19 protein-coding genes and 1 tRNA gene are annotated in these 20,081 nt (G+C 58.8%); 8 read left to right on the top strand and 12 right to left on the bottom strand.

Features of this window, described 5'->3' with window-relative positions:
- Positions 1 to 4 precede the first annotated feature (4 nt).
- The 5 genes from AXF15_RS03050 (at position 5) to AXF15_RS13340 (ending at position 5,432) form a co-directional block, all read left to right on the top strand.
- Positions 5 to 850 (top strand): hypothetical protein, encoded by an 846-nt coding sequence (locus AXF15_RS03050; RefSeq protein ID WP_066603167.1) that lies wholly within the window; start codon positions 5 to 7, stop codon positions 848 to 850.
- Positions 851 to 981: 131 nt separating this feature from the next.
- Entirely contained in the window at positions 982 to 2,217 is a 1,236-nt protein-coding gene (serB, locus tag AXF15_RS03045) for a phosphoserine phosphatase SerB (protein WP_066603165.1), read from the top strand.
- A complete protein-coding gene (locus AXF15_RS03040; RefSeq protein ID WP_236884812.1) occupies positions 2,217 to 2,609 on the top strand; it encodes an FxsA family protein in 393 nt (130 codons plus the stop codon). The genes serB and AXF15_RS03040 overlap by 1 nt, the downstream gene beginning before the upstream one ends.
- A gap of 57 nt (positions 2,610 to 2,666) precedes the next feature.
- Positions 2,667 to 4,505 carry a UbiD family decarboxylase gene (locus AXF15_RS03035; RefSeq protein ID WP_066603157.1) on the top strand — a complete coding sequence of 613 codons (1,839 nt, stop codon included), beginning with the start codon at positions 2,667 to 2,669 and terminating at the stop codon, positions 4,503 to 4,505.
- 160 nt (positions 4,506 to 4,665) lie between these two features.
- Positions 4,666 to 5,432 (top strand): IS5 family transposase gene (locus AXF15_RS13340; RefSeq protein ID WP_236884811.1). Its coding sequence is split into 2 segments (ribosomal slippage): positions 4,666 to 4,999 and positions 4,999 to 5,432, totalling 768 coding nucleotides; the frame shifts between segments, so codons are not numbered across the junction.
- On the opposite strand, the gene AXF15_RS13955 is transcribed toward AXF15_RS13340, so the two are convergent.
- Positions 5,429 to 6,007, bottom strand: a complete 579-nt coding sequence (locus AXF15_RS13955) for a hypothetical protein (RefSeq protein ID WP_151192268.1) — start codon at positions 6,005 to 6,007, stop codon at positions 5,429 to 5,431. The two genes, AXF15_RS13340 and AXF15_RS13955, sit on opposite strands and share 4 nt — an antisense overlap.
- A gap of 433 nt (positions 6,008 to 6,440) precedes the next feature.
- Here AXF15_RS13955 and dcd point away from each other — a divergent pair, with 433 nt between their 5' ends.
- Positions 6,441 to 7,049 (top strand): dCTP deaminase, encoded by a 609-nt coding sequence (gene dcd, locus AXF15_RS03020; RefSeq protein ID WP_066603156.1) that lies wholly within the window; start codon positions 6,441 to 6,443, stop codon positions 7,047 to 7,049.
- Between the two features lie 53 nt (positions 7,050 to 7,102).
- Entirely contained in the window at positions 7,103 to 7,354 is a 252-nt protein-coding gene (locus AXF15_RS13950; RefSeq protein WP_151192267.1) for a hypothetical protein, read from the top strand.
- 669 nt (positions 7,355 to 8,023) lie between these two features.
- Here AXF15_RS13950 and AXF15_RS03010 read toward each other — a convergent pair.
- From AXF15_RS03010 to AXF15_RS02960, 11 genes are all read right to left on the bottom strand, one after another.
- Positions 8,024 to 9,205 carry a pyridoxal phosphate-dependent aminotransferase gene (locus AXF15_RS03010; RefSeq protein WP_066603151.1) on the bottom strand — a complete coding sequence of 394 codons (1,182 nt, stop codon included), beginning with the start codon at positions 9,203 to 9,205 and terminating at the stop codon, positions 8,024 to 8,026.
- 38 nt (positions 9,206 to 9,243) lie between these two features.
- Positions 9,244 to 10,086, bottom strand: a complete 843-nt coding sequence (locus AXF15_RS03005) for an HDOD domain-containing protein (protein WP_066603148.1) — start codon at positions 10,084 to 10,086, stop codon at positions 9,244 to 9,246.
- Positions 10,087 to 10,088: 2 nt separating this feature from the next.
- Positions 10,089 to 11,972, bottom strand: a complete 1,884-nt coding sequence (locus AXF15_RS03000) for a GspE/PulE family protein (RefSeq protein ID WP_066603145.1) — start codon at positions 11,970 to 11,972, stop codon at positions 10,089 to 10,091.
- A 458-nt stretch (positions 11,973 to 12,430) separates the two neighbouring features.
- Positions 12,431 to 12,745 carry a MerR family transcriptional regulator gene (locus AXF15_RS02995; protein WP_066603143.1) on the bottom strand — a complete coding sequence of 105 codons (315 nt, stop codon included), beginning with the start codon at positions 12,743 to 12,745 and terminating at the stop codon, positions 12,431 to 12,433.
- Between the two features lie 32 nt (positions 12,746 to 12,777).
- Positions 12,778 to 15,162: a phenylalanine--tRNA ligase subunit beta gene (gene pheT / locus AXF15_RS02990; RefSeq protein ID WP_066603140.1), complete on the bottom strand. Its 2,385-nt coding sequence runs from the start codon at positions 15,160 to 15,162 to the stop codon at positions 12,778 to 12,780.
- Positions 15,163 to 15,178: 16 nt separating this feature from the next.
- Positions 15,179 to 16,222, bottom strand: coding sequence for a phenylalanine--tRNA ligase subunit alpha (gene pheS / locus AXF15_RS02985; RefSeq protein ID WP_066603138.1), 1,044 nt, complete (start codon positions 16,220 to 16,222; stop codon positions 15,179 to 15,181).
- A gap of 2 nt (positions 16,223 to 16,224) precedes the next feature.
- A complete protein-coding gene (gene rplT, locus AXF15_RS02980) occupies positions 16,225 to 16,575 on the bottom strand; it encodes a 50S ribosomal protein L20 (RefSeq protein WP_066603136.1) in 351 nt (116 codons plus the stop codon).
- Positions 16,576 to 16,647: 72 nt separating this feature from the next.
- A complete protein-coding gene (rpmI, locus tag AXF15_RS02975; RefSeq protein WP_066603134.1) occupies positions 16,648 to 16,848 on the bottom strand; it encodes a 50S ribosomal protein L35 in 201 nt (66 codons plus the stop codon).
- Between the two features lie 96 nt (positions 16,849 to 16,944).
- Positions 16,945 to 17,466, bottom strand: a complete 522-nt coding sequence (infC, locus tag AXF15_RS02970; protein ID WP_066603131.1) for a translation initiation factor IF-3 — start codon at positions 17,464 to 17,466, stop codon at positions 16,945 to 16,947.
- Positions 17,450 to 19,384, bottom strand: a complete 1,935-nt coding sequence (thrS, locus tag AXF15_RS02965; RefSeq protein WP_066603128.1) for a threonine--tRNA ligase — start codon at positions 19,382 to 19,384, stop codon at positions 17,450 to 17,452. The genes infC and thrS overlap by 17 nt, the downstream gene beginning before the upstream one ends.
- A 54-nt stretch (positions 19,385 to 19,438) precedes the next feature.
- A tRNA-Val gene (locus tag AXF15_RS02960) sits at positions 19,439 to 19,513 on the bottom strand.
- 114 nt (positions 19,514 to 19,627) lie between these two features.
- Here AXF15_RS02960 and AXF15_RS02955 point away from each other — a divergent pair.
- Positions 19,628 to 20,074, top strand: coding sequence for a secondary thiamine-phosphate synthase enzyme YjbQ (locus AXF15_RS02955; RefSeq protein WP_335338899.1), 447 nt, complete (start codon positions 19,628 to 19,630; stop codon positions 20,072 to 20,074).
- Positions 20,075 to 20,081: the final 7 nt, after the last annotated feature.

Below are 20,081 nucleotides of genomic sequence, written 5' to 3'. Positions count from 1 at the left end.
TGCCATGCCCCTGTGGGACTCCACTTTGAGCGGCCAGCCCCGGATCGGCGGATTTCTGGAGCGCCTGGCCGCGCATCCGCCCAATTCGCTGCTGCTGGAGGGCGGTACGGCAGGTGAACGTCTCGGTTTCGGCCTGTTCTGGACGGCGCTGTTGAACTGCCGGGCAGAACGGCCGCCATGCGGTGCGTGTCCCATCTGTACGCAGATTCAGGGCAACGCCTTTCGCGACCTGATACTGCTGGACGGCGGGGAAGTCTTCATCAAGGTGGAGGACATCCGTGAAATCCGCTCCACGCTGAGCGACCCGCCATCCGGCTCCGGCCGCCGGGTTGTCATCCTGGCCGAGGCCCAGGTTCTGGAAGCTCCGTCAGCCAACGCCCTGCTCAAATCCCTGGAAGAACCCTGCCCCGGCAACGTCTTTGTCCTGCTGGCCCCCAGCCGGGAGGTGCTGCTGCCGACTCTGGTCTCGCGCAGCTTTACCCTGACGTTGCGCTGGCCCAGGGCGGACCGGGAAGACCCGGAACTGCGGGACTGGATGCGGGCCCTGAGCGGGTTCATCCAGTCCGGCCGGGGCGCTTTTCTGGAATGGACCGCAAAAAAGGGTGGTGTGGATGCGCCGCTGGCCGGACGCATACTGGGTGAAGTTCAGCGTTCTCTGGTTCAGACCGGCTACGGCGCACCGCAGACGGATTTGGCCCATCTGCTGTCCCGTCTGGACGCTACCGCCGCGCGCCGGGCTGGAGTCATCGCCGACAGCGCTCAGGAAAGCCTTGCGGCCGGAGCCAATTCCGGCTTGGTTCTGGAGTGGACGGCCGTTCGCCTGTGGAGTCTGGCGCATGGGCGGGTGTGAATGGTCATCGGGGCTTGTCATGCGTGAATCGGGCATATCCGGATACCCGCCTGAACCAGAGTCCAGTCCGCGAGCGCATTGTCCATATCATCTTTCATGTGGCAACTCTGTGAATCCCTCGCGGAACGACCATGCGTGAAATCATCCTCATCCAGATTTCCGGCACGGACCGGGACGGCCTTCTGGCTGAACTCATGGCTCGGTTCGCAGCCGCTGGAGTGACCATCCTCGACATCTGCCAGTCCGTCATCCACAATGACCTGTCCCTCGGCGTGCTCGTTGAGGTACCCGGACAGGAGGCGGGATCGCCGGTGCTCAAGGATCTGCTGTTCTGGGCCCATCATCAGGGCCTGAACCTCAAGTTCACGCCCGTGTCCGAGGACGACTACGAAAGCTGGGTCGCCATGCAGGGCCGCAAACGCTATATCCTGACCCTGCTGGGGCGGACCATCTCCGCGGCCAACCTCGAAAGCCTGGCCCGGATCATCACCGGGCACGGGCTGAGCATCGACGGCATCAACCGTCTTTCCGGCCGCCGGTCCTTCGTCCATCCTCCGGCCATGCCGCGCTCCTGCGTGGAGTTTTCCGTGCGCGGCACACCTGTAGATATTTCGGCCATGCGTGCGGCCCTGCTGGAGCTTTCGCGGGAGCAGGCCATCGATATCGGTTTTCAGGAAGACAACGCCTTCCGCCGCATTCGCCGTCTGGTCTGCTTTGACATGGATTCCACGCTGATCCGGACCGAAGTCATCGACGAATTGGCCAAGCGGGCCGGGGTAGGCGAAGAAGTGGCCGCCATCACCGAACGGGCCATGCGCGGAGAGCTGGATTTCTCCCGGAGTCTGCGCAAGCGGGTCAGTCTGCTGAAGGGCCTGCCTGAATCGGTGCTGGCTGAAGTGGCGGCGGCCCTGCCGCTGACCGAAGGCGCCGAGCGTCTGGTGCGCACCCTGAAGAATCTGGGCTACATCATCGCCATTCTGTCCGGCGGGTTCGGATATTTCGGCCGCTGTCTGCAGGAACGCCTGGGCATTGACTACGTCTATGCCAACGAGCTGGAGATACGAGACGGCGCACTCACCGGCGGGCTGGCAGGAGAGATCGTGGACGGGCAGGGCAAGGCCCGGCTGCTCCGGGAAATCGCGGCCAAGGAGCATATTTCTCTGGCCCAGGTCATTGCCGTGGGCGACGGCGCCAACGACCTGCCCATGCTCGATGTGGCCGGGCTGGGCATCGCCTTTCACGCCAAGCCGGTGGTCCGGCAGGGCGCGGGTCAGGCCATTTCCAACATGGGGCTGGACGGCGTGCTCTATTTTCTGGGCCTGCGGGACCGCGAGACTTTCGAGCACTCGGACGCCAGGGAGGACTGATGGGCAAACTGCTGCTGCTTTTCATCGCCGTGCCTGCGGCGGAACTCTATGTGCTGATCACCATGGGCCGGGTCATGGGTTTCATCCCCACCATTCTGCTGGTGTTTCTGACCGCCCTGGCCGGGGCGGCCCTGGCCAAGCTCCAGGGGCTTGCGACCATGCTGCGCATCCGTGAAACTCTGGCTCAGGGCTTCATGCCGGCCGAGGAGCTTCTCGACGGTCTGCTCATTCTTGTATCCGGCATCTGTCTGATCACTCCCGGGTTTCTGACGGACATCGCCGCCCTGCTGATGCTTTTGCCCGGGCCGCGCAATATGTTCAAACGCTGGCTCCGGAAGAAGTTCGATCAGTGGCGGCAGAGTCCCGACGTGCACATCAGGTTCGACCGGTAAGACAGAACGGCTGCGGAGGCGCTGGGGAAGCGCTTCGGCGGTATTTCCGGAGCAATCATGATCTATCGCACCCTGAAGTCCTGCCTGGACGATCTGGAGCGTACCGGCCGGTTGATCCGTATCGATCGGCCCGTTGACCCCTATCTGGAGGCCGGAGCCATCCAGCGCCGCGTTTTCCGGGCTGGAGGTCCGGCTCTTTTGTTCAGCCGGGTGAAGGGCTCGGATTTTCCCATGGCTGCCAATATTTTTGGCACGCTGGAGCGCACGAAATATATTTTCCGTTCCACCTTGCGCCGGGTGGAAGCTCTCTTCGCGGCCAAGGCGGATCCGGTCGGCATATTGAAGCGGCCCCGCCTCTGGCCGGAACTGGCTCTGGCCGGCTGGCACACGCTGCCCAAGGTCGTTCACGACGGTCCGTCCATGGCCCGGCAGACGACCATTTCGCGCCTGCCGCAGCTGGTTTCCTGGCCCGGGGACGGCGGCGCCTATGTGACGTTGCCCCTGGTCTACACCGAAAGCCCGGCCCGGCCGGGATTCATGGGGTCCAATCTGGGCATGTACCGGGTGCAGCTTTCGGGCAACGAGTACCTGCCGGACCGTGAAGTCGGGCTGCATTATCAGATTCATCGCGGTATCGGCCCCCATCATGCCCAGGCCATCGAGCGGGGGCAGGCGCTACCCGTGAATGTCTTTGTGGGCGGGCCTCCGGCCATGACTCTGGCTGCCATCATGCCTCTGCCCGAGGGTATCGCCGAGATTCTGTTCGCCGGAGTGCTGGGCGGGCATCGCATCCCCATGATCCGGCGTCCGGGCGGGCTGCCCGTCCTAGCTGAGGGCGATTTCTGCATTGAAGGAAGCATCATTCCCGGAGTCCAGAAACCCGAAGGCCCTTTTGGCGATCATCTGGGCTACTACAGTCTGGCGCACGACTTTCCGGTCATGCGAGTGGAATGCGTACATCATCGTGCGGACGCCGTCTGGCCATTCACCACCGTTGGCCGGCCGCCCCAGGAAGACACCATGTTCGGGACGTTCATCCACGAACTGACGGCCGGACTGGTCCCGCAGGTCTTCAGCGGCGTGCACGAAGTACATGCCGTGGACGCCGCAGGGGTGCACCCTCTTCTGCTGGCCGTGGGCAGCGAACGCTATGTGCCCTACGCGGCCGACCGCCAGCCTCAGGAGCTCATCACCAATGGCCTGTCCCTGCTGGGGACGACCCAGACCTCTCTGTCCAAGTACGTGATCATGGCTGCCCGCGAGGACGCGCCGGGGCTTTCCTGCCACCGGGTGCCGGAGTTCTTCCGGCATGTGCTGGAGCGGCTGGATTTGTCACGCGACCTGCATTTCATCACCCGCACTACCATGGACACGTTGGACTATTCCGGCATCAGCCTGAATCAAGGCTCCAAGGCGCTGTGGACCGCTGCCGGACGCCCCAAACGAACTCTCGATACGCAGTCGCCCAGGGACTTGCCTCTGCCGGATGGGTTCGGCGAGGTGCGTTGTTTTGCGCCGGGAATCCTGCTGCTTGAGGGGCCGCGTCACGGCATGGAACGGGACACACACGACCCCGGCATGGAGCATTTGTGCCGCGTGCTGGAAAAAATGGAAGGTCTGGACGGCTTTCCGCTGGTGGTGGTGGTGGATGATGTGGAATTTACAGGCGGATCATGGGAAAATTTTCTGTGGGTGACCTTTACTCGTTCGGACCCGGCGACAGACACCTACGGCCTTTTCGCCTTTACCCGCTGCAAGCACTGGGGCTGCCGGAACATGGTTCTGGACGCCCGTCTGAAGACATACCATGCGCCGCCACTGACCGATGTGCCGGAGATCGAGAAGAGAGTGGACGAACTGGCCCTGACGGGAGGTCCGCTGCGCGGCATTATCTGAGACGGAATCTGGACGTGGCCTCACACTCTAAAGGGTGTTGCGCTTATCACAATACCCCAAGGCCTATTGTTTTGGCCCGTCTGTTTGGCTTAGCCTAGGCTCAGGCCTCATTAATTGTAAAAATCAGGAAAGTTGGTTAGTTGTGCTCAGGGAGGACGCCATGAGCCAACTTTTCTACCTTTCTGCCGAACAACTGGAGCATATCAAGCCCTTCTTTCCACGTTCACATGGTATTCCGCGGGTCGATGACCGGAAAGTCATCAGCGGCATCATTTATGTCATCAAACATGGCCTGCAGTGGAAAGATGCGCCGCGCGAGTATGGCCCGTACAAGACACTGTACAATCGTTTTTTGCGCTGGAGCCGGATGGGCGTCTTCAACAATATTTTTACCGAATTGGCAAAAACAGCGGGACAGGATGGCCAGGTGATGATCGATGCAACCCACCTCAAGGCGCATCGAACCGCCGCCAGTTTGCTCAAAAAAGGGCTCTTTCCCGCTGCATCGGACGCACAAAGGGCGGTCTGAACTCCAAACTCCATGCCCTTTGCGACGGCCACGGCAGGCCCCTGGTCATGAAGCTCACAGAAGGCCAGGTGAGCGACTACAAAGGAGCCGCCCTGCTTATGGACGCCATAGATGCTTTGCCTGAGGCCAGGGAGCTTCTGGCGGACCGTGGTTACGACGCCGACTGGTTCCGTGACGCCCTGTGCGCCAGAGGCATTACGCCCTGCATCCCGCCCAGAAGGAGCCGGAAGAGACCCTGCCCGTACGATAAAGATCTGTATAAACAGCGGCACAAGATCGAGATCATGTTTGGCAGGATCAAGGACTGGCGCAGAATAGCCATGCGTTATGACCGCTGCGCGCATACCTTCTTTTCAGCTCTGTGCCTCGCCGCTTCCGTCATTTTCTATCTCAATTAATGAGGCCTGTGCCTAGCCTTTATCTGCATAAGTCCTCGTGCAACTCGTTCGCATGCAGAGTGCATTTCCTCCACGGACCCATCTCTAGCCGACTGGAGTATTGCAATTGCGTTGTCAAAGGATCTATTTTTCCAGTCATCTTCTTTTTTAAGAAGATGAGTATTTTTTTTAAGGCGCTTACTTAGTGCAGATATAATTTCATTAAAGTTTTTTTGATGGCGATGTGCCCCGGCAACATTTATCCCCAACTTGAGAGATGACTCTATCCCGACAATTGTAGTGCCTTCGTTTTGTTTTTCTATAATAATTACAATGTTTTCACCCCAAGAAAATAAACTCATTCCAGTGTTCGCAACGATTCTTCCAAGCATCTTGTCTTCTTCTTTTAGTCTTAATCCAACCTCTGGAATAACGTTTAATGTTTCATCATAGACAATATCGTATGGAAATGGAAATTTCTGATGTGTAGATTGACTTGCAATGCTCATACATGCACCTATATAATGTTTTTCATGTTTAGGGAATAAAATACGCCATATGGGGTAATAGTGCATCCTCTGCTGCTCGTTTTTCACTCCCCCATCTCTATATCGCGGCAATCTTTAGGGAAAAAATAGCTCGGGCCAAGCTCTTTCTTTACCATCTCTCCCCACCTCCTTTTTTCGTCCTTATCAATCACGGCGGCGGGCGGCAATGACGCAAAATGACGTATAAGGATGTCCGGAGGGCTTGATTCTGGGACGGGAAGGGGGCGCTTGGGGGCGAAGAATGGATCTTTGAACGAAATAACGGGCTAGGCTCAGGCCTCATTAATTGTAAACAGTGTTGCGTATAGTTTTGACATGTCAGTCTTTCGCAATCGGCACGGAACAGATGAAGAGCGGAGATAAAAAAGTCCGCCTTTTAGTGGGTCGGGGGAGAAAGAGGGGATGTTTTCCCCCATTTTTTCCTTGACCAGCATGAAAAATAATTCAAATAGGTAAAAAACGTTTTATCTAGGGAGATTCTATGACCGGGGCGCTAAACGACACCACATTGATGGAGTATATGGAGAGGGGAAAGCAAATCGTCCGCCCTTTTTCCAAAGAAAGCCTCCAGCCTGCGTCAATTGATCTTCGGCTTGGATGTGAAACCTACAAGTACAACCTCACTGGTTTGACCCTAGGAGAAGATATCGAGGATTCAAATATAGAGCGAGATAAGTTTGAAAGGCGGGACATGGCCCCTGGGGAGACCGCATTTATCGGAACTTATGAGGAAATTATGATTCCGAAAGATTGCCTTGGAGTAATCTTTCCACGCAGCAGTGTCTCCAGGTTAGGCATAATCATCACGACAATGTACATGAACCCAGGGTATACTGGCCGCCCTGCCCTGACTATCATAAATAATTCCGGAATAACCATATCTATCTCAACTGGGATACGAGTCGCTCAGCTTGTATTGGTTAAACTTATAAGCTCGCCAACATCTGGCTATAATAACAAGATTGGCGCAAAATACCATAATGAAGTTGCAGCCTCTTCTAAGATTCATAAAGATGAAGACATCAAGAAGATACTTGACTCTACTCTGGAAAAAGAAACCCCATCCCTGTATAAATTGATGAAAAAATGAGATCATCCCCGAGAGATGACATAAAAAAAGTTCTGTCTAATGGAATCTCTTCCATGGTGCCATCTAATACGAAAAATGAGGCTTGGTGGCTTATTGAGAACAATGCAGAACAAATGCTTCAAGCATATGAAAATGAATTGTTCCAAAGGGTTTCCCGCACATCTTTCTGGATCTCTGTATCACAAGGCATTGTGGCAAATCTTATTATTTTATTCCTGATTGCTATTATTGGATTTGCTTTACAGTACAGTAATCTTGGATTTTGGGGCGCAGTGGCTAAATTTGCCAGTTCGTTGTCTCAGTAACCAAGAATTATAGTTCAATAGTGATTCTTCGACGCTATACTACAGACTCACCTTGTATCTTGGGGTTTTCCACTTCACGAGGATGAAAGCAAAGTCATCATCCAGCGATGAAGCTCCAAGCGGCTTCACCAGGGGCGTTGCTGTCAGTATCTCAGTTCTCTCTTCGCTGGTCAGAGACAGATACCTCTCCGGAGAAAGAAGCTCTTCGTCGAGCTTTACTGGGATCACCGCACTCCCCCGTTATCCACGGAAGCGACTTCGACACCGGCCAGAACAGAATTCAGACAATCCCGGCAGATATTGCCAAAATTCAGCATATCCCCATCCCCAGATGGAACTTGGACATTCATGCAGATATAGTCCAAATCCGCATCGGGAGGCGTCTGGTGAGCCAGCAACCGCCGGGACCCATCACCACATTCCTCGCACCGATGTTTCATTGTAGGCCCTGTAAAAAAGCTGGTCGGCAAGAGGATCATTTTCGTAGTGTCATGAAGATGCTCCGCAGCCCGGAAGAACAATAGGCCATCCTGATTGGCGGCCTCTTTCTGCCTGTGCGGTGGAACAGGACCCCGAACGCGGCGCAGGCGGCCGCGCTCAAATCATGTATTCCCGATGAGGATGCGGTTCTGGAAGCTAAAGAATTCGATGTGACGGGCCTCTCGCGGCCTATTTTCTAAGCTTGTGCAGGGCGTCTCCAACCCGTTCCAGAGCTTGGCTCAGAGTGGCGTCGTCCAGAGCACAGGAGATACGGATGCAGCGGTCGTCGCCGAAAGCCTGTCCTGGCACCAGCGCCACGCCTGCTTCCTCCAGCAGATATTCGCACAGGGCCGTGGAGTCCGGAACGGCGGCGGAATACCAAGCGTCCATCTTGGGGAACAGGTAGAACGCGCCCGCTGGTTCGGGACAGATCACGCCATCCCAGCCGCGGATCATGGCCAATCCCAGATCGCGGCGGCGGGCAAAGGCTTCGCGCATGGAATCCAGAATGTCCCAGCTGCCGGTCAGGGCCGCCAGCCCGGCGTACTGGGCAATGGAGCAGATATTGGACGTGGATTGTCCTTGGATTTTGGTCATGGCTTTGACCAGGGCTTCGTGGGCCAGGGTGTAGCCGACCCGCCATCCGGTCATGGCAAAGGTTTTGGCCAGCCCGTTGACCACGGCAAAATGCTCCGGATGGCGCTCCCACCACGAGGAAAGGGATGCGGGCTCGGCCGGGGCGTAAACCAGACGGTCATATATTTCGTCGGCGATGACGAAGACGTCTTTTTCCACGGCCCACGTCGCAATGGCGTCAAGCTGGGTCTGGGTGTAGTGGCAGCCCGTGGGATTGGCCGGGGTGTTCAGAATCAGGCAGCGGGTGCGGGGTGTGCGGGCCGCTTCCAGCTGTTCCACAGTGGTCAGAAAGTTTGCCTCGGGTTCCGTGGGCACGAAGACGCTGACGCCGTCGGCCAGCTGCACCATGGCCGGGTAGCTGACCCAGTATGGAGCGGGGATGATCACCTCGTCGCCGGGATCGAGCAGCACCTGGAACAGATTGTACAGGCTCTGCTTGCCGCCGTTGGTGACGATCACGTTCTCCATGGCCGCCGTGACACCGTAGAATGAGCGGAAATAGCCGGCCACCGCTGTGCGCAGTTCCGGAATGCCCGGCACGGCGGTGTATCTGGTCTGACCCTGCTCCATGGCCGCCCGGGCCGCTTCACGAATGTGCGCGGGAGTGGGGAAATCGGGTTCGCCCACGGCCAGACTGACCACTTTGCGTCCCGCGGCGCGCAGTTCCTGAGCCTTGGTGTTGACCGCCAGCGTCGCAGACGGTTTGATCCGTGTGATGCGCGCAGCCAGTTTCATGACGGGCCTCCTGGATTTTTGTGCCGCCGATGAGCGGCTCAGGTATTTCGGGCGATATAATCTTCCAGCGCAATTTCCAGCTCCGCCAGGGTGATATCGGAAAGGCCCAGCACGCTCGCTTCGAGGGATGTTTCGAGTTGTATCTCCCGGTCTTCCCGCACGCCGAAACCGAGTTTGCTGCAGGCGCTATTGGCCAGACGCACGGCCACGAGCAGTATGTTGGACGTGTCGTAACGCGCCTGGTGATGTTCCTGGCAGATCTCGCAATAGATTTCGGGCAGATTCCATTTTCTGAGCAGTCTGGCTCCGTATTCCGTGTGCAAAGCGTCCAGAAATTCGTCGGCCACGATTTTGGTCAGCCGGATGGTATCTTTGTCCTTTTCCATGACGGAGATGATGGCCTTCAGAACCAGCAGCTTGCCCACGTCGTGCAGCAGACCGGCAATGTAGGCTTCCACGATCAGTTCTTCCCACCCGCAGCGTCTGACCAGCCATTGGGCGCCGTAAGCGCAGGCCGCGGAGTGCTTCCACAGATTGGTCATGTACTGCTGTACGAAGGAGCTCTTGGTATTGCTGGCCTTGCGGTGGATGGCTGCCATCACGCAGTCGAGCACTCCGCGCAGCCCCACGCGGGCCACCACTTCCTGAATGTGTTCGACCTTTTTTATCCCGTGAAAGAACGGGGCGTTGGCAAGGCTCAATACCTCGGCGGTAAGAACCTGATCCTGAAGGATGCACTGGGTGAGCTTTTCCGCATTGGGATTGGGCTTGGACGCTTCCTGCTGCACGAGGCGGGCCCCCCGGTCGAACACGGGCAGGTTCCAAGCCGGTTCTTCCAGATATTCCTGTATCCGTTCATCGATGGAAGAGATTTCGAACATGCCTAGGCTCCCAGTATGCGCCGCAGTTCGGCCAGCGGGCGGGGCTTGTGGACTCTGGGCAATGTACGCAGGACTTCATCCAGCGTGGTCCATCCGATGCCGGCCTTGGTGATGCCGTCTTCCATCAGCGTGACCATTCCCGCCTTTTCCAGACTGAGCTGGCGCAGCTCGTGCGTTGTCTTGCGTTTCAGCACCGCGTCCCGGATATGCACGTCGGGAATGAGCATCTCAAAAACAGCCACACGTCCCCGGTATCCGGTGTGCCGGCACTCGTTGCACCCTCTCCCCTTGCGGAAGTCTCCTCCGGCCAGATCGGCGTGGGTGCAGCCCAGCCTGCGGAGCTGGCTCACCTCCGGCGGGCAGGGCACGGAGCAGTGCGGGCAGAGACGGCGAACCAGACGCTGGGCCACGATGCAGCCCACAGTGGAAGAGACCAGGAAGGGCTCGATGTCCATGTCCAGCAGGCGGACCAGGGCGCCGATGCTGTCCTCGGTGTGGAAGGTGGTCAGAACCTTGTGGCCGGTCAGAGCTGTCTGGATACACATGCCCGCCGAGAAGTTGTCGCGGATCTCGCCGATGACCACGATGTCCGGGTCCTGACGCACGATATGCTTCAGCGTTTCCTCGAAGGTCAGGCCGATGCTGGGCATGATGGAGCACTGTGCCACGCCCCGTATCTTGTACTCCACGGGATCTTCGGCCGTGATGATGCTGACGTCGGGACGGTTCAGATAATTGATGCAGCTGTAAACGTTGGTGGACTTTCCCGATCCTGTGGGGCCGGTGACCATCATGACCCCGGAAGGCGCATCCAGCACGTCCTCCATGAAACGCTCCAGCATGCGCGGGAGCATGCCCAGCTTGTCGATGGGCAGCAGCTCCTCCTGGTTCTTCAGAAGCCGCATGACCACCTGTTCGCCGTACACCGTCACATAAAAGGACATGCGCAGGTCCATCTGCACGCCCATGTGATTGAAAATGAGGCGGCCGTCCTGGTGCCTGCGTTTTTCCGCGATGTCGGCCCCGCACATGATCTTGAACCGGCTGACCAGAGGCGAGATGGCGCTGATGGGGTAGTCGCGGAAGTGGATCATGACGCCGTCCGCCCGGAACCGGACCCGGATTTTGTCGGCCATGGGTTCCACATGGATATCGCTGGCTTCCCTGCGTATGGCGCTCAGAATGATGGCGTTGGCGATTTCGACGACATTGACCTTGTTGGGGTCCGTCTCGGTGCTCATGGCTGCGGCTTCTTTGCGCTGGGCCAGGATTTCGTTGAGCTGGCTGAGACGTGTGATGCAGATTTCTATGTCCTGGCCGAAGTAGTCCTTGGCCGCGGAAATATTGCGTTGATCCAGAGGGTCGGCGAAGGCCAGCCGGGGTGTTCCGTCCGGCCTGTAGTCGTAGGGAATGAAGCGGTACTGCTCGTAGTATTCCGTGGGTGCTTTGGCCAGGAGTGCGGGTTCCGGCTCTGCGGACACCAGGTCGATAATGGGCAGGCCGAGCTGCAGGGCCAGAATTTCCGTCAGCTTTTCGTCGGAGAGAAACCTGTGCTGGATCAGTATGTCCCCGAGCTTCTGCTTGGGGGCACTTTTCTTCTGCAGTTCCAGAGCCTGGCGCAGATTTTCGTCGGACAGGTACCCCAGCCCGTTCAGCAGGTCGCCGATGCGCAGTTCTCCCTGGTATTTCCTGACGATGCTCTGGAGCTGCTCCTCCGTCACATAGCCGAGTTCTTCCGCAATTTCACACAGAGATCGCACATCGTGCAGCTTGGAGGCGACACGTTGCGTATATTCAACCTGCTGCTTGGTGAGCACTCCCTCCCGAAGCAGCAAAAGGATGATGGGGTTGGGGGCGGGTTTGTTTTGCCTTGGTTCTGGCGGCATTCAGTTCTCCTTCGGCCATGGAGGGGCGAGGTAAAAGCCTGGTTCCCTGCGGCATGTGTCACCGAAACGGCTTGTCCTCACACACTTTTCCCGCGCACTGCGGAGCAGGTTCCGGTGTTTGAGCTTATCTCCGGATGGATTGGCCAGGCTAAACTACGGCATGGCCTTGTCCCCGGTAATAATCGGCCCGGTGTCCGACGCATCATCCGGAAAAAAGGATGCGCCGGACGGTAACAAGTTGTCAATTTTCACGAGCAGACTTTCCATGCACTCAACAGAAAAAGTATCTACCTTACAATTGAAAAGTTCTACTACAAAATTTTCGAAATTTGATCAGTGCGGCATTCGTTTGCCATGGGTACGTCGCAGGATGAAGTGTTGCCGATGTATCATGCGATTTTACCGTGTCTGTCGGGATGTGTGACTTATACTGGAAAAAACCCTGATCTGAAGACAGATCAGGGTTTTTCCGCCAACAATCTGCGTATCTCTTCCAGTTCGGACCTGATGATCTCCAGCGGCCCTCGCAGAGCTTCCAGGTTTTCGAGTTTCTGACGAGCGCCCTTGATGGTCAGCTTTTCCTCGTAAAGCAGGTGGCGGATGCGTTCCAGCATGTGCACATGCTGCTCGGTATAGTATCTCTGCCCCTTGGCCGTCCTCGCCGCCGCGGCCTGGGGAAATTCTTCCTCCCAGAAGCGCAGCACATAGGGCTCTACGCCAAGGTGTTTGGCCACATGGCCGATGCGGAATCTTTTCTCTGCGGCAGGGCTCACGGGTGCCGTTTCCTCCCGGCCGCTTCCGTCCGTCAGGGAAAACGCACGGGCAGCCGTTCCGTCAGATATTGGCCCAACCGGCTGTTGGCCTTGTCTACTTCCTTGTCCTTGAGGGTCCGCTCCGGGTGCCGGTAGACGAAACGGAAGGACAGATTTCGTTCATCCTGCCCGTCCGGCGCGTACACGTCCACCAGAAAGACATCTTCGAGCAGAGGTTCGCTGAATTCCCTGACGGAGTCCATGATTGCACCGATGGCGAGATGAGACGGTACGGCCAGAGTCATGTCCCGCCGGATCACGGGAAATCTGGGAATGGGGCGGAAAGCGGGCTGGCCGCACATGCCCATCAGCAGGTCGAGATCCAGATCCGCATACCAGATTTCGTTTCTGGCCAGACAGGTATTGGCCAGATCGTCTCGAATCCTGCCCAGCCTGCCTGCGATGGAGTCATGCACCGATATGGACACGGCTGGGCTCAGATAGGGATGCTCGCCGGTGCGCTGGAACTGCGGGCGGACAATGCCCAAGGAAAGCAAAAGGTGTTCCACCAGCCCTTTCATGTCGGCAAAGCCGCTGTGACCCTCGGGGTAGGGGTAGCGGCCCGGGAAGCGTCCGCCGTGGAGCAGCAAGGCCAGGCGGTTGTTTTCCCGCACTCCGGTATCGCTGGCCGCGTCCGGCACAAAAGTGTGCGCTATTTCAAAAATCCGCACCCGCACGTTGTCCTGACTGATATTGTGGCGCAGGGCGTTGAGCAGGCCCGGCGCGAGGTCCGTACGCAGTACGTTCATCTCTTCGCTCAGAGGATTGCGGATATGCACGCGGTTTTCGGCGGGCAGGGCGCAGCGGTCCAGATCGGCCCCGCCCACGAAACTGTAGTTGATCACTTCGGTCAGCCCCGCTCCGCGCCCCCAGTCCCGGACTCGCTGCAGAAAGGCGAAGGCCGGATCGGCCTTGTCCAGATCCTCCAGGCGTTTGCGCACCACGGGCAGTGTGGGTTCAATGCGGTCCATGCCGTACATGCGGGCCACTTCCTCGATGAGGTCCACTTCCCGTTCCAGGTCCAGGCGGAAGGACGGGGCCGTGACCGTCCACGTTTCGTTCTGCCCCTCTACCGTGCAACCCAGACTGGTCAGGGTGTTTCGGCAGAATTGCGGCTCCATGTCCTGTCCGAGGAGGCGGGCGGCCTTGGCCGGAGTAAAGGAAATGATTTTCGGGGCAAAGGGCCGGGGCTCGGAACGGACCACTCCGGGAGCCACCCGACCGCCGGACAGTTCGGCCATGAGCGCCGCGGCCCGGTTCATGGCGTAGGTGTTGCCCATCTGGTCCACACCCCGTTCGAACCGATAGGACGCCTCACTGGAGAGGCCCAGACGCCGCGCGGTTTTGCGTACCGAAACCGGATTGAATACCGCCGATTCCAGAAGAACAGTGCTGCTGTCCGCGGTGATCTCGGAATTGCCCCCGCCCATGACTCCGGCCAGGGCCACCGGCCGCTCCTGATCCCAGATGAGCAGATCGTTTTCCGTAAGTGAGCGGTCCTGACCGTCCAGCGTGGTAAACTGCATGTCCGGCCTGGCCGTAGCCACCCGAATACAGTTGCCGCGCAGGCGGTCGCGGTCAAAGGCGTGCAGGGGTTGCCCGCACTCCATGAGCACGTGGTTGGTCACATCCACGATATTGTTGATAGGCCGCATTCCCACGGCCAGCAGACGGTAGCGCAGCCAGGCCGGGCTGGGGGCGACCCTGACACCGCGGATCAGCCGGGCCTGGTACAAGGGGCACAGATCGGCGCGTGTTTCGATGGTGAAAGCTGCGAAGGGCTCACCGTCTTCCGTCAGTTCGGCTGCGGGCGGGTTCAGGGGCAGTCCGAAGGCGGCGGCCACTTCCCTGGCCAGTCCCAGTACGGACAGGCAGTCCGCCCGGTTGGGCGTGACGCTGACATCGAGTACGACGCGTTCCAGATCGAGCGCCCGGGTCAGCGGAGTACCCGGAGCCAGGGAAGAATCCAGCACCATGATGCCGTCGTGCCCCTCGCCCAGTCCCAGTTCGCGCTCGGAGCAGATCATGCCGTGGGACGGCTGGCCGCGCAGCTTGGCTTTTTTAATCTCCAGCCCGCCGGGCATGACCGTGCCCACAGGAGCCACCGCCACACTCTGCCCTCTGGCCACGTTGGGGGCGCCGCAGACGATATCGAGGTATTCCGCAGCGCCGATATCCACCCTGCATACCGAAAGATGATCCGAGGACGGATGGGGCCCGCATTCCACCACGTGTCCCACCACGATCCCCGCGATACCGGCAAAGGGATCGCGGATTTCCTCCACTTCGAGGCCCAGCATGGTCAATTTGTCGGCCAGGACCTGGACTTCGCCCGTGTAAGGTACGAATTCCCGCAGCCAGTTCAGACTGAGAAGCATGATCTCACCTTGTCGTTCAGGCGAATTGCCCGAGGAAGCGCAAATCGTTCTCGAAAAACATGCGCAGGTCGCCGATGCCGTATTTCAGCATGGCAATGCGCTCCACGCCCATGCCGAAGGCAAAGCCGGCACAGGCGTCCGGATCGTAGCCGACCTTGAGAAACACGGCCGGGTCGACCATGCCGCATCCCAGGATTTCAACCCAGCCCGTCTCCTTGCAGACCCGGCATGGCTGGCTGTCCGTCCGCCCCCGGCCGCCGCAGATGACGCAGCTCATGTCCACCTCCGCGCTGGGTTCGGTGAACGGAAAAAAGCTGGGCCGGAAACGAACTCTGGTGCCGCTTCCGAAAATGCTTCGCACGAAGGCCGTCAGGGTGCCGCGCAGGTCGGCCAGGGTGACCTGCGTATCCACCAGAAGGCCTTCGATCTGGTGGAACATGGGTGTGTGGGTGAGGTCCGAGTCCCGGCGGTAAACCTTTCCCGGAGCAATGATCCCAAGAGGCGGCTTGCGGGCGAGCATGGTCCGGACCTGGAGAGGCGATGTATGGGTGCGCAGCAGAATGGAGTCGGAAATATAGAGGGAATCCTGCATGTCCCTGGCCGGATGCTCGGGAGGGAGGTTCAGGGCTTCGAAGTTGTTGAAGTCGTTCTCCACTTCCGGCCCGCTGACAACCTCGAAACCAAGGCCGGAAAAGACCGCGCAGATTTCCCTGGTCACCCGGCTGATGGGGTGCAGAGAGCCGAGTTCCGGCTGCCAGGACGGTGTGGACGGGTCGAACTGGTCCAGAGAACGCCGCTGTCCGGCTGCCTTGAGGGCGTTAGCCCGTTCTTCCCAGAGTCCGGTCAGCTTGGCTTTGACCTGGTTGGCGGCCTTGCCCGCCGCCGGGCGGTCCTTCGGCGCCAAGGCGGTCAGGCCGGACATAAGTTCCGCCAGTGCGCCCTTGCGGCCCAGAAAACGTATCCGCACGGCTTCCAGGGCTTCCAATGAAGAAGCCTGGCCCAGGGCTTCCGTCAGCTCCGGGACCAGGCTTTCCAGCTTTTGAATGATATCGCGCGCCACGGTTAGGCCTTGGATTTGACCATGTCACACAGCTTGGCGAAAGCGTCTTTTTCGTGCACGGCCATATCCGCCAGAACCTTCCGGTTGAGACTGATTTCGGCCAGCTTCAATCCGTGCATGAAGCGGTTGTAGCTGAGTCCGGCCTGGCGGACGGCGGCGTTGATGCGCATGATCCACAGCTTGCGGAAAGCTCTCTTTTTCTGTTTTCTGTCGCGGTAGGCGAAACACAGGGCGCGTTCCACAGTCTCGCGGGCGGTGCGGTACAGCTTGCTGCGGGCTCCGCGGTATCCCTTGGCCAGGGCCAGATACTTCTTGTGCCGCCGGTGGGCTGTTTTTCCTCTTTTGACTCTCATGTTCTGCTCCTTTGATCAGGTATAGTGGGAAAGGACTATACGCTGCATCGTTTCGTCCGCCTTCCGGCGGAGCTAGAAGATGTACGGCACCATGCGGCGGATGGCGGCCACACAGGACGGTGCGGCAAGAGCGGACTGACGCAGCTGCCGTTTCCGTTTGGGCGATTTCTTGGTCAGGATGTGGCGCATGTTGCAATGGCTTCTCTTGACCTTGCCGCTGCCCGTGACGGTGAAGCGCTTGGCTGCGCTCCTGTTGCTCTTTACTTTCGGCATGATTCCTCCTCGACTCGTGAAGCCGCCCGAAAGCGGCAAAGTTACTCCCTCCCGCAGGTATGACGGGAAATTTTTTACAGTCCGCTCCGGAGGGAGTTATTTTTTGGGCAGTCCCGAAAGCAGCAAAAACATGGTACGGCCTTCCACCTTGGAGGCCTGTTCCACCTTGGCCACATCCGAGAGCATTTCCACCACGCGGTCCAGCACCAACTGGCCACGATCCTTGTGCGCCATTTCGCGGCCACGGAAAAATACAGTGACCTTGCAACGATCTCCATCCTCGATGAAACGCCGGATATGCTTGATCTTGGTCTGCAGATCGTGATCGTCGGTGTGCGGGCGGAACTTGATTTCCTTGACCTGGATCTGGGTCTGGCGCTTCTTGGCTTCCTGCGACTTCTTCTTTTCTTCGTACAGGAACTTGCCGTAGTCCATGATCTTACAGACAGGGGGCTTGGCGTTGGGGGCGACCTCCACCAGATCCAGCCCGCTCGCCTCGGCGTGTTCCAGCGCCTCGGGCACGCTCATGATGCCCAGCTGATTCCCATCCTCTCCGACAACCCGGATTTCCTTGGCCCTGATCTGCCTGTTCCGGCGGGCCTTAGTTGCTGAAAGAATATCTCATTCCTCCATGTTTGAAAGGTTCCTCGCATTCCTGCCGCAGCAGCTCCACAAAGGCGTCAATGGACATGACGCCGAGGTTGTTTCCTCCCCTGGCCCGGACATTGACGGCCTTCTGGCCGGCTTCCTGATCGCCGATGACCAAAGCGTACGGGATTTTTTCCATCTGGGCTTCCCGCACCTTGTAGCCGAGTTTTTCGTTCCGCAGGTCCGCCTCCACGCGCACGCCAGCCTGTTGCAGCGCGTCCCGGCATTGCCGGGCAAAATCCTCCTGAGCGTCCGTCACGGTCAGAATCCGGGCCTGTACCGGAGCGAGCCATGCCGGAAACGCTCCGGCGAAGTGTTCCGTGAGGATGCCGATGAACCGCTCCACCGAGCCCATGATGGCCCGATGCACCATGACCGGGCGATGGCGTTCGCCATCCTCGCCCACATATAACAAATCGAAACGCTCCGGCAAGGTGAAATCCACCTGGATGGTGGAGCACTGCCACATCCGGCCCAGAGAGTCGCGCAGCTTGACATCGATCTTGGGGCCGTAGAAAGCGCCGTCGCCTTCGTTAATGGTGTAGGGCAGTCCCATTTCGGACATGGCGTCCATGAGAGCCGTGGTGGCCAGCTCCCAGGCCTGGTCCGAGCCGATGGATTTTTCCGGCCGGGTGCTGATCTCCATGACGTATTCAAAGCCGAACACGCCCATGAGATCCTGTATCCAGCGCATGACGCCCTTGATTTCATCCTGAAGCTGATCCGGGCGGCAGATGATGTGTGCGTCGTCCTGGGTGAACTGGCGTACCCGCAGCAGGCCGTGCAGCACGCCGGAAAGTTCGTGGCGATGGACCACCCCGAATTCGAACAGGCGCACCGGCAGGTCGCGGTAGCTGTGCTGCGTGGACGTGTACACGAGCATGTGCCCCACGCAGTTCATGGGTTTTACGGCGTAGGGCGAGCCGTCGATCTCCGTGAAATACATGTTTTCGCGGTAGTTGGCGTAATGCCCGGAGGTTTCCCACACGTCGCGCCGCAGTATCTGCGGAGTGCGAACGATGCCGTAGCCGCGCCGGAGCATCTCCTTGGTCACGAAGTCTTCCAGAATGGTGCGCAGTAGAGCGCCTTTGGGATGCCAGTAGGCCATGCCGGAACCGGCCTCTTCGTGAAAGCTGAACAGATCGAGCTGCGGCCCCAGTTTGCGGTGGTCGCGCTTTTTGGCCTCCTCGATCATGGTCAGATGGGCCTTCAGGTCTTTGGGCGTGGCGAAGGCGATGCCGTAAATGCGTTGGAGCATGGGCCGGCTGGAATCGCCGCGCCAATAGGCTCCGGCCACGGCGGTCAGCTTGAAAGCCTGCAGAAATCCGGTGGAGGGCAAATGCGGGCCGCGGCACAGATCGGCGAAACTGCCGTGGCGGTAGACGGACACCCGGTCCGCGCCCAGATCATCGATGATTTCGAGTTTGTAGGTCTCCCCCATATCCGAGAAGAGCGCCTTGGCCTCATCCGCATTCATTTCTTCGCGGGAGAAGGGCTGGTCCGCAGCCACGGAGCGGGCCATGCGTTCTCCGATCCGTTCCAGATCTTCTGGCGTGAACGGGCGCTCGTAATCGAAATCGTAGTAAAATCCGTTCTCTATGTCCGGGCCGATGGTCACCTTGGCCGTAGGGAACAGTTCCTTTACCGCCTCGGCCATGATATGGGCCGCACTGTGGCGCAGGATGGACAGCCCTTCGGGAGATTCCGCGAACACGGCTTCCACTGCGGCGGTTCCGGGAGGAACCGGGGCGGCCAGATCAAGGGTCCGGCCGTCGCAAATACAGGCCACGACGGATTTCATCTTCTTGCCCGAAAGGACGCCGCGCAGCACATCGCCGCAGGACTGGCCCGCCGCGACTTCCACATTCTGCCCCTGAACCACAGCCATGATGTCTTACCTCACAAACACGATAGGGAGGCCAAGCCTCCCTATGAGTTCTTTTGGTAGGCGCGAGGAGGGTCGAACTCCTGACCCCTTGCACGTCAAGCAAGTGCTCTCCCACTGAGCTACGCGCCTAAATAGAGTACCATCTATAGCTCTCCGGTATTCATGCTGTCAATAATTCTTTAACGCCGTCCACATTTTTCACCAGGATTGTTTCTCCCGGCCGCTTCTGGCAGAGGCCGGGGTGTGCATCCTCGGATGCGCCGCCCGGAAAATACCACCATTCATCGCAAGGAAAACGCCATGCATGTGCTGCATATCGACACCACGGCCCGGGAGACCATGACGGATATCACGCCGCGTCTGGAAGAACTGGTCCGGGCCGGAAACATCCGCTCCGGCCTGCTTTTCGTGTACACGCCGCACACCACCACGGCGCTGACGATCAACGAAGGGGCCGATCCCGACGTGCGCCGGGACATTCTGTCCCATCTGCGCGCGCTGGTGCCGGAAAACTCCTCCTTTCTTCACGCCGAGGGCAATTCCGACGCCCACGTGAAGGCGTCTCTCTTCGGCAGTTCCGTACAGGTCATGGTAGAGGAGGGGCGGCTTCTTCTTGGCACATGGCAGCGGGTCTTTCTGTGCGAGTTCGACGGCCCCAGGAAGCGGAAAATCTGGGTGCGGAGCTGCTGAAGGATGC

The organism is Desulfomicrobium orale DSM 12838, from assembly GCF_001553625.1.
Classification (GTDB): domain Bacteria; phylum Desulfobacterota; class Desulfovibrionia; order Desulfovibrionales; family Desulfomicrobiaceae; genus Desulfomicrobium; species Desulfomicrobium orale.
Note: the sequence above shows the minus strand (reverse complement) of the source record. Positions and strands in the feature narration are given on the sequence as shown.